Origin of the sequence: Streptomyces sp. NPDC029041 (assembly GCF_040637515.1) — a bacterium.
Lineage (GTDB): Bacteria > Actinomycetota > Actinomycetes > Streptomycetales > Streptomycetaceae > Streptomyces.
The window spans coordinates 362673-376609 of sequence record NZ_JBEZWO010000003.1 but is presented as its reverse complement, the minus strand read 5'-3'; the positions used below and the strand labels follow the sequence as shown (position 1 = coordinate 376609).

The 13937-nt window shown below is 70.8% G+C and carries 11 protein-coding genes; 10 read left to right on the top strand and 1 reads right to left on the bottom strand.

Annotated features, from left to right (window positions below; translation table 11 throughout):
• Window positions 1-314: 314 nt before the first annotated feature.
• The gene (locus AB0F04_RS08955; RefSeq protein ID WP_362039334.1) at window positions 315-866 is read right to left on the bottom strand and encodes a carbonic anhydrase; all 552 of its coding nucleotides are present in this window, start codon (window positions 864-866) and stop codon (window positions 315-317) included.
• Window positions 867-1264: 398 nt separating this feature from the next.
• Here AB0F04_RS08955 and rsmH point away from each other — a divergent pair, with 398 nt between their 5' ends.
• From rsmH to AB0F04_RS08905, 10 genes are all read left to right on the top strand, one after another.
• Window positions 1265-2221: a 16S rRNA (cytosine(1402)-N(4))-methyltransferase RsmH gene (gene rsmH, locus AB0F04_RS08950; RefSeq protein WP_362039332.1), complete on the top strand. Its 957-nt coding sequence runs from the start codon at window positions 1265-1267 to the stop codon at window positions 2219-2221.
• Between the two features lie 31 nt (window positions 2222-2252).
• Entirely contained in the window at window positions 2253-2702 is a 450-nt protein-coding gene (locus AB0F04_RS08945) for a hypothetical protein (RefSeq protein WP_362039330.1), read from the top strand.
• Window positions 2703-2707: 5 nt separating this feature from the next.
• Complete coding sequence (locus tag AB0F04_RS08940) at window positions 2708-4666, top strand: penicillin-binding transpeptidase domain-containing protein (protein WP_362039328.1); 1959 nt, start codon at window positions 2708-2710, stop codon at window positions 4664-4666.
• A 193-nt stretch (window positions 4667-4859) separates the two neighbouring features.
• Entirely contained in the window at window positions 4860-6380 is a 1521-nt protein-coding gene (locus tag AB0F04_RS08935) for a UDP-N-acetylmuramoyl-L-alanyl-D-glutamate--2,6-diaminopimelate ligase (RefSeq protein ID WP_362039326.1), read from the top strand.
• Window positions 6381-6408: 28 nt separating this feature from the next.
• On the top strand, window positions 6409-7824 hold the full coding sequence (murF, locus tag AB0F04_RS08930) for a UDP-N-acetylmuramoyl-tripeptide--D-alanyl-D-alanine ligase (protein WP_362039325.1): 1416 nt from the start codon (window positions 6409-6411) through the stop codon (window positions 7822-7824).
• Window positions 7824-8915 (top strand): phospho-N-acetylmuramoyl-pentapeptide-transferase, encoded by a 1092-nt coding sequence (mraY, locus tag AB0F04_RS08925; protein WP_362039794.1) that lies wholly within the window; start codon window positions 7824-7826, stop codon window positions 8913-8915. The genes murF and mraY overlap by 1 nt, the downstream gene beginning before the upstream one ends.
• Window positions 8897-10339: a UDP-N-acetylmuramoyl-L-alanine--D-glutamate ligase gene (gene murD, locus AB0F04_RS08920; RefSeq protein ID WP_362039323.1), complete on the top strand. Its 1443-nt coding sequence runs from the start codon at window positions 8897-8899 to the stop codon at window positions 10337-10339. The genes mraY and murD overlap by 19 nt, the downstream gene beginning before the upstream one ends.
• Window positions 10340-10474: 135 nt before the next feature.
• The gene (ftsW, locus tag AB0F04_RS08915) at window positions 10475-11839 is read left to right on the top strand and encodes a putative lipid II flippase FtsW (protein ID WP_362039321.1); all 1365 of its coding nucleotides are present in this window, start codon (window positions 10475-10477) and stop codon (window positions 11837-11839) included.
• Window positions 11840-11845: 6 nt separating this feature from the next.
• A complete protein-coding gene (gene murG / locus AB0F04_RS08910) occupies window positions 11846-12943 on the top strand; it encodes an undecaprenyldiphospho-muramoylpentapeptide beta-N-acetylglucosaminyltransferase (protein ID WP_362039319.1) in 1098 nt (365 codons plus the stop codon).
• Window positions 12944-12969: 26 nt separating this feature from the next.
• Window positions 12970-13764, top strand: a complete 795-nt coding sequence (locus AB0F04_RS08905; RefSeq protein WP_362039317.1) for an FtsQ-type POTRA domain-containing protein — start codon at window positions 12970-12972, stop codon at window positions 13762-13764.
• The last annotated feature ends 173 nt before the right edge of the window (window positions 13765-13937 follow it).

Genomic DNA, 13937 nt, shown 5'->3' with positions numbered 1-13937 from the left:
CGCTCGATCGTCATAGGTCGTCACCCGGCGCTCCTCGGCCTTTCCCGTGCTCCCAGGAAGCACGGAATACCCCATTTTTCCGGGCCGACGCCGCATGACGCGGGCCGGCCCACCCCGAACCACGGACACCACGCGTGAAAGGTTCCGCGTGACGTCACTCCCGCATTCTTGCTGCCGTTACCGTTTCGTGTCACTCGACTGTGGACAACTGGCCGCGATATGTCGGTCTTGCGGCCATTCGAACGCGTGACTGACAGGATTCCGACAGCTGCGGCGGGTGGCGGAGCCGGGGTGGGCGTGTCCCGCCGCGCAGGTCAGGAGGCCGGGTCGACCTCGCGCAGCAGGCCGGTCTTCACGTCGAACACGAATCCGCGCACGTCGTCGGTGTGCGGCAGGAAGGGTGAGGTGCGCACCCGCTGCATGGACTGCCGTACGTCCTGTTCGGCGTCCTGGAAGCACTCCACCGCCCAGGACGGACGTTGCCCGACCTCGGCCTCCAGGTCGCCGCGGAAGTCCTCGGTGAGGGTCTCCATGCCGCAACCGGTGTGGTGGACGAGGACGACGCTGCGCGTGCCGAGCTTGCGCTGACTGATGGTGAGGGAGCGGATCACGTCGTCGGTGACCACGCCGCCCGCGTTGCGGATGGTGTGGCAGTCGCCGAGCTCCAGGCCCAGCGCGCCGAGTGTGTCGAGACGGGCGTCCATACAGGCCACGACGGCCACGTGCAGGGCCGGCGCGGCGTCCATCCCGGCGTGCCCGAAGGCGGCGGCGTACCGGGCGTTCGCCTCGACGATACGGTCGGTGACCGTGCCCCCGGCCGCCGTGGCGCGCTCCGAACCCGTGGGTACCGATGCAGAAGTCGTCATACTCATGACGTTACTGGTCACACCCCGTCCGGGCCTCCTGTGGAAGTGAACAAAGAATGCCGCCGGGCAGGACATGTGAGGTAACCCACACGGGTGGAGTCCTGGCCCCCGTGCGAACGGCGGCGACGCGCAGGCCGGTTGATTGACCGGGCGACACCGTGGACTAAAGTGACGCGAAGCGGGAGGCGAGACTCTCCCCGCTGGACTGATTTCTTCGGAGACCCCGGCGACGACCGGCGATCTCCCCGCGTGCGCGGCGCGTACGTACGGCTCGGCCTCCTCCCGCTCCCGGTCGGCTGACGCTTCCGGCGCCGGCAGGCCACATGTCAGGCCTCATGTTCCACGAGCGGGCGGGGACCCGGCGGTGCGTACGGCCGTGCCGGATCTGAGAGGGCCCCTTGAGCGAGAGTCGACATGTCCCGGTGATGCTCCAGCGGTGCCTGGATCTGCTGGCACCCGCGCTTCAGGGCCCGGACGCCGTGGTCGTCGACTGCACCCTCGGCCTCGGCGGCCACAGCGAGGCGCTGCTCGCGAGGTTCCCCGACGCCCGGCTCGTCGCCCTCGACCGTGACAAGGAGGCCCTGCGCCTGTCCGGCGAGCGCCTCGCCCCCTATGGCGAGCGCGCCACCCTCGTCCACGCCGTCTACGACGAGCTCCCCGAGGTGCTCGACAGGCTCGGCATCGCGCGGGTGCGGGGCGTCCTGTTCGACCTGGGCGTCTCCTCCATGCAGCTCGACGAGGCCGACCGGGGTTTCGCCTACGCCCAGGACGCCCCCCTCGACATGCGCATGGACCAGACGACCGGCGTCAGTGCCGCCGAGGTCCTCAACACCTACCCGCCGGGCGAACTCGTGCGCATCCTGCGGGCCTACGGCGAGGAGAAGCAGGCCAAGCGGATCGTGAGCGCGATCGTGCGGGAGCGGGACAAGGAGCCGTTCAGCAACAGCGCGCGGCTGGTCGAGCTGATCCGCGACGCCCTGCCGCAGGCCGCCAAGCGCACCGGCGGCAACCCGGCCAAGCGCACCTTCCAGGCCCTGCGCATCGAGGTCAACGGCGAACTCTCCGTCCTGGAACGCGCGATCCCCGCCGCCGTGAAGGCGCTCGACGTGGGCGGGCGGATCGCCGTGCTGTCGTACCACTCGCTGGAGGACCGGCTGGTCAAGCAGGTCTTCGCGGCGGGTGCGGCCACCACCGCGCCACCGGGGCTGCCCGTCGTCCCCGAGCGCTACCAGCCGCGGCTCAAGCTGCTCACCCGCGGTGCCGAACTCCCCACCGAAGAGGAGATCGCCGAGAACCGGCGGGCGGCACCGGCGCGACTGCGCGGGGCCCAGCGCATCAGGGAGGACGTCGAGTGAGGCGTGTGCAGGCCGGACCGAGGGAGCGTGCGTGAGCGGCAAACCCGAACTGAAGGGGAGGGCGGCCCGGCTCGCGCGGCTCCTCCCGACCGGCCCCGGACAGGCGGCCCGCACGCCTTTCGTCCTCCTCGTGGTCCTCCTCCTCGGCGGCGGTCTCATCGCCCTCCTGGTGCTGAACTCAGCCCTCAGCGAAGGCGCGTTCCAGCTCGACGACCTCCAGCGCGGAACCAAGAACCTCACCGACGAGGAGCAGGCCCTCCAGCGGGACATCGACGCCTACTCCGCCCCCGACGCCCTGCAGCGCCGCGCCCGCGAGCTCGGCATGGTGCCCGGCGGCGACCCCGCCTTCCTCGACCCTGACGGCACCGTCAAGGGCGTCCCCAGCGCCGCTCCCGGTGCCCGGCGGCCCGCCGCGCACACCCCTCTGGTCCTCGCCCCCGAGGCCATGCCCAACGGCCTCGCCCCGACCCCCGGCAGGTGACGGAAGTGTCCGACAGGCAACCGCCGCGTCGCCGCGTGCCCGGCCCCGCACGGCCCGTCCGCCCCGACGCCCGGCGCCGCCCCGGCCCCGGCGCCGGCCCGGCCCGGCGCCCGGGACAGGGCCGCCCGGGAGCGCCCAAGCCACTGCGGCTGGGCAGCCCCCGCCCCCGCCTGCGGCTGGTGGGACTCGCGCTGACCCTGGTCCTGGCCGCCTTCGTCGTACGGCTCTTCCAGGTGCAGGCCGTCGACGCGAGCACGTACGCCGCCAAGGCCGAGCAGAACCGGTACGTCGGGCAGGTCCTGGCGGCGGACCGGGGCGAGATCACCGACCGGTCCGGTGTGGCCCTCGCGACCAGCGAGGACGCCTACGACATCACCGCGGACCCCACGATGTTCGCCCCCGGCATGCTGAAGATCGCCGACGGGCCCGAGCAGGCGGCGGCACTCCTCGCGCCGATCCTCGGCCAGGAGCAGGAGGACCTGGTCAGGAAGCTGCGTCCGAAGAACACCGCCCTGCGCTACGTCAAGCTGGCCTCCCGCCAGACCCCGCAGGTCTGGAAGCAGATCAAGGACCTCAAGTCCGCACTCGGCAAGAAGGCCGAGACGGACAAGTCCACGCCCAACGTCCTGTCCGGCGTCTTCTCCGTCGCCACCAGCAAGCGCGTGTACCCCGGCGGCGACCTCGCCGCCGGGATACTGGGCTGGGTCAACGGCGAGGGCAAGCCCGGCGGCGGCATCGAACTGCAGCTGGACAAGAAGCTCGCCGGCAAGGACGGCAAGATCCGCTACGCCCAGTCCGGGGGCCGTCTCGTGCCCACCGCGGGCTCCACCGAGACACCCGCCGTCCCCGGCAGCGACGTCGAGCTCACCATCGACCGCGACATCCAGTGGGCCGCCCAGAACGCCATCAGCGAGCAGGTGAAGGAATCCGCCGCCGACCGCGGCTACGTCATCGTCCAGGACACCCGCACCGGGCAGGTCCTGGCCATGGCCAACTCGCCCGGCTTCGACCCGAACGACCTGTCCGACGCCGACCCGGCCGCCCTCGGCAACGCCGCCGTCCAGGACGCCTTCGAGCCCGGTTCCACGGCCAAGGTCATGTCGATGGCGGCCGTCCTCCAGCAGAACGTCGCCACACCCGGGACACACGTGGTCGTGCCCAACCGGCTGCACCGCGGCGACCGGCTCTTCAAGGACGACATCGACCACCCGACCTGGTACCTCACGCTCAACGGCGTCCTCGCCAAGTCCAGCAACATCGGCACCATCCTCGCCACCGGCCAGCTCGGCAAGACCCAGGCCCAGGCCAACAAGGTCCTCTACGACTACCTGCGCAAGTTCGGCCTGGGCGGCTACACCGGGCTCGGCTTCCCGGGCGAGACCAAGGGCATCCTCGCCCCGCCCGACAAGTGGTCGACCTCGCAGCAGTACACGATCCCTTTCGGCCAGGGCGTCTCCATCAACGCCATGCAGGCGGCCTCCGTGTACTCGACCATCGCCAACGGCGGCGTCCGCATCCAGCCCACCCTCGTACGCGGCACCAGAGGCCCCGACGGCCAGTTCACCCCCGCCCCGAAACCCGAGAAGAACCGGGTCGTCAGCGAGAAGACGGCGAAGACCCTCGCCCAGATGCTGGAGTCCGTCGTGGACGACGAGGAGGGCACCGGCACCAAGGCGCGCATCCCCGGCTACCGCGTGGCGGGCAAGACGGGTACCGCCAACCGCGTGGATCCGGCCACCGGCAAGTACCACGGCTACACCTCCTCGTTCGCCGGGTTCGCACCCGCCGACAAGCCGCGCATCACCGTCTACTGCGCCATCCAGAACGCCACTCAGGGCAGTTACTTCGGCGGGCAGATCTGCGGACCCGTCTACAAGAAGGTCATGGAGTTCGCACTGAAGTCCCTCCAGGTCCCGCCGACCGGCGCCAAGGCCGCGAAACTGCCCGTCTCCTTCCAGCAGTGATCAGGGCCGACCCGCCCTGATCAGCACTCAGCCCCACCGAGCCACCAGGACCGCCTCCGTGACGACGATCACCCCCGACCCCGGCAACCACAGCAGCACCGGCCCCTCACTTCGCCCGGAGGCGGGTACGCCCGGTACGCTCACCGCCGTGCCACACGCTGATCAGTCCCAAACCACCCAGAAGGGCCATCCCGTGACATACCCCGGGCCGCCCAGGCCGGTTCAGGTCTCCGCCACACCCCTCGCGGAACTCGCCGGTCAGCTGGGTGCTCCCAGGCCGGAGAGCACCGCCGAGGTCACGGGCATCACCCACGACTCGCGCGCCGTGCGCCCCGGCGACCTGTACGCCGCCCTCCCGGGGGCCCGGGTGCACGGCGCCGACTTCGTCAACCAGGCCGCGGGCCTCGGTGCCGCCGCCGTGCTGACCGACCCGACGGGCGCCGAGCGCGCCGCCGCGTCCGGTCTGCCGGTCCTGGTCGTCGACGACCCGCGCGCGCAGATGGGCGAGCTGGCCGCCACGATCTACGGCCACCCCGGCCGGGACCTGCTCCAGATCGGCATCACCGGCACCTCGGGCAAGACCACCACCGCCTACCTCGTCGAAGGCGGCCTGAAGACGGTCAGGTCCACCGGCCTGATCGGCACGGTCGAGATGCGTATCGGCGACGAGCGCATCAAGTCCGAGCGCACCACCCCCGAAGCCACCGACCTCCAGGCCCTGTTCGCCGTCATGCGCGAACGCGGTGTGGACGCGGTCGCCATGGAGGTCTCCAGCCACGCCCTGGTTCTCGGCCGGGTCGACGGCTGCGTCTTCGACATCGGCGTCTTCACCAACCTCAGCCCGGAACACATGGAGTTCCACTCGGGCATGGAGGACTACTTCCAGGCCAAGGCGCAGCTGTTCACGCCGGAGCGCGGCAAACTCGGTGTGGTCAACGTCGACGACGAGTACGGCCGCCGGCTGGCGAACGAGGCCACCGTCCCGGTCGTCACCTACTCCGCCGAGGGTCATCCCGACGCGGACTGGCGTGCCGAGGACGTCCGGGTCGGCCGGCTGGACTCGACGTTCACCGTCATCGGCCCCAAGGGCGAGCGGATCGCCGCCAAGTCGCCGCTGCCCGGCCCGTTCAACGTGGCCAACACGCTCGCCGCGATCGTCGCCCTCGCCGTGGCCGGCCTCGACCCGCAGGCCGCCGCCGACGGCGTCGCCGCCGTGCCGGGTGTCCCGGGCCGCCTGGAGCGCGTGGACGCCGGGCAGCCCTACCTCGCGGTCGTCGACTACGCCCACAAGACCGACGCCGTCGAGTCCGTGCTGCGCGCCCTGCGCAAGGTCACCGAGGGCAGGCTGCACATCGTCCTCGGCTGCGGTGGCGACCGGGACCGGACCAAGCGCGAGCCCATGGGCGCGGCCGCGGCGCGGCTCGCCGACACCGCCGTGCTGACCTCCGACAACCCCCGCGGCGAGGACCCCCTCGCGATCCTCGCCACGATGCTCCAGGGCGCGGCGTCCGTGCCCGCGCACGAGCGCGGCGAGGTGCAGGTCTTCGAGGACCGGGCCGCGGCGATCGCCGCCGCCGTGGCCCGCGCCGAGCCCGGCGACACCGTCCTGGTCGCCGGCAAGGGACACGAGCAGGGCCAGGACATCGCCGGGGTGGTCCGCCCCTTCGACGACCGCCAGGTGCTCCGCGAAGCCATTCAGAACACCCAGGGATGAAAATCCAGAAGACCCAGGGGATGAACTTGTGATCGCCCTCTCCCTCGCCGAGATCGCAGAAGTCGTCGGCGGGCAGACGCACGACATACCGGATCCGTCCGTCCAGGTCACCGGTCCGGTGGTCCGGGACTCCCGAGAGGCGGGACCGGGCAGCCTGTTCGTGGCCTTCGCCGGGGAACGCGTGGACGGCCACGACTTCGCGGCGGCGGTCGTCGAGGCGGGAGCGGTGGCCGTGCTCGGCACCCGGCCCGTCGGCGTCCCCGCGATCGTCGTGGACGACGTCCAGAGCGCCCTCGGTGCCCTCGCGCGGCACGTCGTACAGCGGCTCGGCGCGACCCTCGTCGCCCTCACCGGCTCGGCGGGCAAGACCAGCACCAAGGACCTCATCGCGCAGGTGCTGCAGCGCAAGGCCCCCACGGTGTTCACGCCCGGCTCGCTCAACAACGAGATCGGGCTGCCGCTGACCGCGCTCAGCGCCACCGAGGAGACGCGGTTCCTCGTCCTGGAGATGGGCGCCCGCGGCATCGGGCACATCCGCTACCTCACCGGCCTGACACCCCCGAAGGTCGGTCTCGTCCTCAACGTCGGCAGCGCCCACATCGGCGAGTTCGGCGGCCGCGAGCAGATCGCGCAGGCCAAGGGCGAACTCGTCGAGGCCCTGCCGTCCGAGGCCGAGGGCGGCACCGCGATCCTCAACGCGGACGACCCCTACGTACGGGCCATGGCCTCCCGTACGAAGGCGAAGGTGCTCTTTTTCGGAGAGTCGGGCGAAGCGGACGTCTCTGCCGAGAACGTGCGACTCACGGACACCGGACAGCCCTCGTTCAGGCTTCACACACCCTCCGGTGCAAGTGATGTGACCATGCGCCTGTACGGTGAGCACCACGTGTCGAACGCGCTCGCCGCGGCCGCCGTCGCCCACGAGTTGGGCATGTCCGCTGACGAGATCGCCGTCGCGCTCTCCGAGGCGGGCTCCCTCTCCCGCTGGCGGATGGAGGTCACCGAGCGCCCGGACGGCGTGACGGTCGTCAACGACGCCTACAACGCGAACCCCGAGTCGATGAAGGCCGCGCTGCGCGCGCTCGTGGCCATCGGAAAGGGGCGTCGTACGTGGGCGGTGCTCGGCAAGATGGCCGAGCTCGGGGACGAGGCTCTCGCCGAGCACGACGCGGTCGGACGGCTCGCCGTCCGGCTCAACGTCAGCAAGCTCGTCGCGGTCGGTGGCAGGGAAGCCGCCTGGCTGCAACTGGGCGCATATAACGAGGGTTCGTGGGGTGAGGAGTCGGTGCACGTGTCCGACGCACAGGCGGCGGTCGACCTGTTGCGCAGCGAGTTGCGCCCGGGGGACGTCGTGCTCGTGAAGGCGTCCCGTTCGGTCGGTCTGGAGAGCGTGGCGCAGGCGCTCCTCGAGTCCGGTGCCGAGGGTGAGGTTTCCGCCCGATGATGAAGCAGATCCTGTTCGCAGGAGTCATTGGCCTCTTCCTGACCCTGGTCGGGACCCCGCTGCTGATCAAGCTGCTCGCCCGCAAGGGCTACGGCCAGTACATCCGCGACGACGGCCCGCGCGAGCACGCCAGCAAGCGCGGTACGCCGACCATGGGCGGTATCGCCTTCATCCTGGCGACGGTGGCCGCGTACTTCCTGGCCAAGGTGATCACCGGCTACCTGGACCCGGACGTCGACGCGGCACCGACCTTCTCGGGCCTGCTGGTGCTCGGCCTCATGGTGGGCATGGGCCTGGTCGGCTTCCTCGACGACTACATCAAGATCGTCAAGCGGCGTTCGCTCGGTCTGCGCGCCAAGGCGAAGATGGCCGGCCAGCTGATCGTCGGCGTCAGCTTCGCGGTGCTGTCGCTGCAGTTCGCGGACAACCGCGGCAACACCCCGGCCTCCACGAAGCTGTCGTTCATCACGGACTTCGGCTGGACGATCGGCCCCGTGCTGTTCGTGGTCTGGGCGCTGTTCATGATCCTCGCCATGTCGAACGGCGTGAACCTGACCGACGGTCTGGACGGTCTGGCCACCGGCGCCTCGGTGCTCGTCTTCGGCGCCTACACCTTCATCGGTGTCTGGCAGTTCCAGGAGTCCTGCGCCAACTCCCAGACCCTGACCAACCCCGGCGCGTGTTACGAGGTGCGTGACCCGCTCGATCTCGCGGTGGTGGCCTCCGCGCTGATGGGCGCCTGCCTCGGCTTCCTGTGGTGGAACACCTCGCCGGCCAAGATCTTCATGGGCGACACCGGTTCGCTCGCGCTCGGCGGTGTGCTCGCGGGCCTCGCGATCTGCTCCCGCACCGAGCTGCTGCTCGCCATCCTCGGCGGCCTGTTCGTGCTGATCACCATGTCCGTGGTGATCCAGGTCGGTTCGTTCCGCCTCACCGGAAAGCGCGTCTTCCGGATGGCGCCACTCCAGCACCACTTCGAACTCAAGGGCTGGTCCGAAGTGCTCGTCGTGGTCCGCTTCTGGATCATCCAGGGCATTTGTGTCATCGTCGGACTCGGCCTCTTCTACGCAGGATGGGCAGCGGACAAGTGACCACCTCGGAGCCCTTCGACTTCCAGGGCAAGCACGTCACCGTGGCCGGACTCGGCGTCTCCGGCGTCCCGGCGGCCAAGGTGCTGCACGGCCTCGGCGCGATCGTCACGGTCGTCAACGACGGCGCCGACGAGCGCGCGCGGGCGCAGGCGGCCGACCTGGAGGCGCTCGGCGTCACCGTCCGCCTCGGAGACGGCGCGACGCTGCCGGAGGGCACCGACCTGATCGTCACCGCGCCCGGCTGGCAGCCGGACAAGCCGTTGTTCGCCGCGGCGCGGCAGGCGGGCGTCCCGGTCTGGGGCGACGTCGAACTGGCCTGGCGCCTGCGCGGCCCCGACGCCGCCGACTGGCTCGCCGTCACCGGCACCAACGGCAAGACCACCACCGTCCAGATGCTGGCGTCGATCCTGAAGGCGGCGGGCCTGCGCACCGCCGCCGTCGGCAACATCGGAGTGTCCCTCCTGGACGCGGTGCTGGGAGAAGAGCAGTACGACGTCCTGGCCGTGGAGCTGTCCAGCTACCAGCTGCACTGGGCGCCGTCCCTGCGCGCCCACTCGGCCGCCGTGCTGAACCTCGCCCCCGACCACCTCGACTGGCACGGCTCCATGGAGGCGTACGCCGCGGACAAGGGCCGCATCTACGAGGGCAACCGCGTCGCCTGCGTCTACAACGTGGCCGACAAAGCCACCGAGGACCTGGTCCGCGAGGCCGACGTCGAGGAGGGCTGCCGTGCCGTCGGCTTCACCCTCGGCACCCCGGCGCCCTCCCAACTCGGTGTGGTGGAAGGCCTCCTGGTCGACCGCGCCTTCGTCGAGAACCGGCAGAAGAACGCCCAGGAGCTCGCCGAGGTCGCCGACGTGAATCCGCCGGCCCCGCACAACATCGCCAACGCCCTCGCGGCCGCGGCCCTCGCCCGCGCCTACGGCGTGCCCGCCGCGGCCGTACGGGACGGTCTGCGGGCGTTCACCCCGGACGCACACCGCATCGCGCACGTCGCGGACGTGGACGGCGTCGCCTGGATCGACGACTCCAAGGCCACCAACACCCATGCTGCGGAAGCCTCGTTGGCGGCGTACGAACCGATCGTGTGGATCGCGGGCGGGCTCGCAAAGGGCGCGACCTTCGACGAGCTGGTCGCCAAGTCGGCGAAGCGGCTGCGGGCCGCCGTGCTGATCGGCGCGGACCGCGCCCTCATCCGGGAAGCCCTGGCGCGACACGCCCCGGAGGTACCCGTCGTCGACCTCGACCGGACCGACACTGGGGCGATGCGCGCGGCGGTCCAGGAGGCGCGGAAACTCGCGTCGCCGGGCGACACGGTGCTGCTGGCTCCGGCCTGTGCCTCCATGGACATGTTCGCCAACTACAACAAGCGCGGGGACGCCTTCGCGGACGCCGTCCGTGAGCTCGGCTCCGCCGACGGCTGACCCGGGTCCGCCTCGCCCGGCGGCGGAGCCGGGCGTACCTGGGAGGGACGCGTGACACGGATGTGGCTGGTGCCCGAGCGGCCTGGGGGCGTGCACCTCGCACCGTCCCCCTCCGGCACGGGAGGGTGAGCCGCGATGCCCACCAGCCGCACCGGACGGCCTCCGACCCCCCGCACACCCAAACGCCCCGTCGCGCCACGGCTCGCGCACGAGAGCGGCGTCCTGGGCCTCTACACCCGTGTCCGCAGGGGCTGGGACCGGCCCCTGACCGCCTACTACCTGATCCTCGGTGGCAGTCTGCTGATCACCGTGCTGGGACTGGTCATGGTCTACTCGGCCTCCCAGATCACCGCACTGCAGATGTCGCTGCCGGGTTCGTACTTCTTCCGCAAACAGCTGCTCGCGGCGGGCATCGGCACCGGACTGCTGCTCGCGGCGTCGCGGATGCCGGTGAGACTCCACCGGGCCCTCGCCTACCCCATCCTCGCGGGCGCCGTCTTCCTCATGGCCCTGGTGCAGGTCCCCGGGATAGGGGTGTCGGTCAACGGCAACCAGAACTGGATCTCCCTCGGCGGCTCCTTCCAGATCCAGCCCAGCGAGTTCGGCAAGCTCGCCCTGGTGCTGTGGGGCGCCGACCTGCTCGCCCGCAAGCAGGACAAGAGGCTGCTGAACCAGTGGAAGCACATGCTCGTGCCGCTGGTCCCGGCCGCCTTCATGCTGCTCGGCCTGATCATGATCGGCGGCGACATGGGCACCGCCATCATCCTCACGGCCATCCTGTTCGGCCTGCTCTGGCTGGCCGGAGCCCCCACGCGGCTGTTCGCCGGGGTGCTGTCGATCGCCGCCGTGCTCGGCCTGATCCTCATCAAGACCAGCCCCAACCGCATGGCCCGCCTGCAGTGCCTGGGCGCCACCGAACCCCAGTCGGGACCCGTCGACTGCTGGCAGGCCGTGCACGGGATCTACGCCCTCGCATCGGGCGGAATCTTCGGTTCCGGGCTGGGCGCGAGTGTGGAGAAATGGGGCCAACTACCCGAAGCCCACACCGACTTCATCTTCGCCGTCACCGGTGAGGAACTGGGCCTGGCGGGGACGCTGTCGGTGCTCGCCCTCTTCGCGGCTCTAGGCTATGCGGGTATCCGCGTGGCCGGACGCACGGAGGACCCCTTCGTGAGGTATGCCGCGGGAGGCGTGACCACCTGGATCACGGCCCAGGCCGTGATCAACATCGGTGCGGTGCTCGGTCTGCTGCCGATCGCCGGCGTCCCCCTCCCGCTGTTCTCCTACGGGGGGTCCGCCCTGCTGCCGACCATGTTCGCCATCGGGCTGCTGATCGCCTTCGCGCGTCAGGACCCCGCTGCGCGGATGGCGCTTGCGATGCGGCAACCCCGCTTTGGTAGAAAGCGGGGGGCGGGGGGCACCGGTTCCGGTCGGAGTCCCCGGAGATGGAACACGATGCGACGGCGTGCCTCGGCGGCGCGCTCGTCCGGAGAGCGGTGAATTTCGGTGCATGTCGTACTCGCCGGCGGAGGAACCGCGGGCCACATCGAGCCCGCGCTCGCCCTCGCGGACGCCCTGCGCAGGCAGGACCCGAGCGTGGGCATCACGGCCCTGGGCACGGAGCGCGGCCTCGAGACCCGTCTCGTACCCGAGCGCGGGTACGAACTCGCGCTGATCCCCGCCGTCCCGCTGCCGCGCAAGCCCACCCCGGAGCTGATCACGGTCCCCGGCCGGCTGCGCGGCACCATCAAGGCGACCGAGCAGATCCTGGAGCGCACCAGGGCGGACGCCGTGGTCGGCTTCGGCGGCTACGTCGCGCTGCCCGGCTACCTCGCGGCCAAGCGCCTGGGCGTGCCGATCGTGATCCACGAGGCCAACGCCCGCCCGGGCCTGGCCAACAAGATCGGCTCGCGGTACGCCAGCCAGGTCGCCGTCTCCACGCCCGACAGCAAGCTGCGGGGCGCCCGCTACATCGGCATCCCGCTGCGCCGCTCCATCGCCACCCTGGACCGGGCGGCCGTCCGCCCCGAGGCCCGGGCCGCGTTCGGGCTCGACCCGAACCTGCCCACGCTGCTGGTCACCGGCGGCTCGCAGGGCGCCCGCCGCCTGAACGAGGTCGTCCAGCAGGTCGCTCCCTGGCTCCAGCAGGCCGGAATCCAGATCCTGCACGCGGTCGGCCTGAAGAACGAACTGCCGCAGGTCCAGCAGATGCCGGGAATGCCCCCCTATGTGCCGGTAAGTTACCTGGACCGGATGGACCTCGCGTACGCCGCGGCCGACATGATGCTCTGCCGCGCGGGCGCGATGACCGTCGCCGAACTCTCCGCCGTCGGGCTCCCGGCCGCCTACGTCCCGCTGCCCATCGGCAACGGCGAACAGCGGCTCAACGCCCAGCCGGTGGTCAAGGCCGGCGGCGGACTGCTGGTCGACGACGCGGAGCTGACGCCCGAGTGGGTCCAGCAGAACGTCCTGCCCGTGCTCGCCGACCCGCACCGGCTGTACCAGATGTCCCGGGCCGCCGCCGAGTTCGGCCGCCGGGACGCCGACGACCTGCTCGTCGGCATGGTGTACGAGGCGATCGCCGCCAACCGTGCACACCGATAGGACTGTATGACGGAAGGCAGGGGAGCGTGGCCGGATCGACCACCGCCGAACGCGGTGAACGCAAGCAGAAGTCGTCCGGCCCGCCGCCCCGCCTGCGCTCGAGGCGCGCCCGGCTCCGGGTGGTCGTCCTCCTGGGCCTCGTCCTGGTCTTCCTCGGCATCCCGGCCGTCTGGCTGTTCTACGGCTCCGACTGGCTGCGCGCCGAGCACGTCTCCGTCTCCGGCACCCGCGTCCTGACACCGGCTCAGGTCGAAGCGGCGGCCGAGGTTCCGTTCGGGAAGCCGCTGATTTCCGTCGACACCGACGCGATCGAGACGCGACTGCGCCGGAAATTGCCCCGAATTGACGCGGTTGACGTGGTCCGCTCCTGGCCCCATGGAATCGACCTGAAAGTGGTTGAGCGGACTCCGGTTCTGATTGTCCAAAAGGGCGGAAAGTTCGTCGAAGTGGACGACGACGGTGTCCGCTACGCCACGGTTTCCGAAGCTCCGAAAGGCGTCCCGGCGCTGGAATTGACGCTCGCCCGGTCCGGCTCCGCCGCCGCCAGCCTGCGCCGCTTCGGCGAACCCCGGCTGGTGCGCGAGGCCGTCGCCGTCGCCCGCGCGCTTCCGGCCGCCGTCGCCCGCCGGACACAGACCGTCAAGGTCCGTTCCTACGACGCCATCTCGCTGGAGCTGACGGGCGGTCGTACGGTCGTCTGGGGAAGCAGCGAGAAGGGCGCCGCGAAGGCCCGTACGCTCACCGCTTTGATGAAAGCATCGCCCGATGCGGGGTACTTCGACGTGAGCGTCCCCACCGCGCCCGCGTCATCAGCGAGTTGACGCACATACGCGCAGGCCAGCACCCTGGTTGGGCAGTGCTACGGCTGATCACATAGGGTGAAAAGAAAAACGGGAGGTTCGGCGTGTTCGTTGAACGCGCGCCACTTGTCGACTTAGTGTCCTGTTCAGAAGACTCCAAGGAACGGACACACTGGTAACCCTAAACTTCAGGG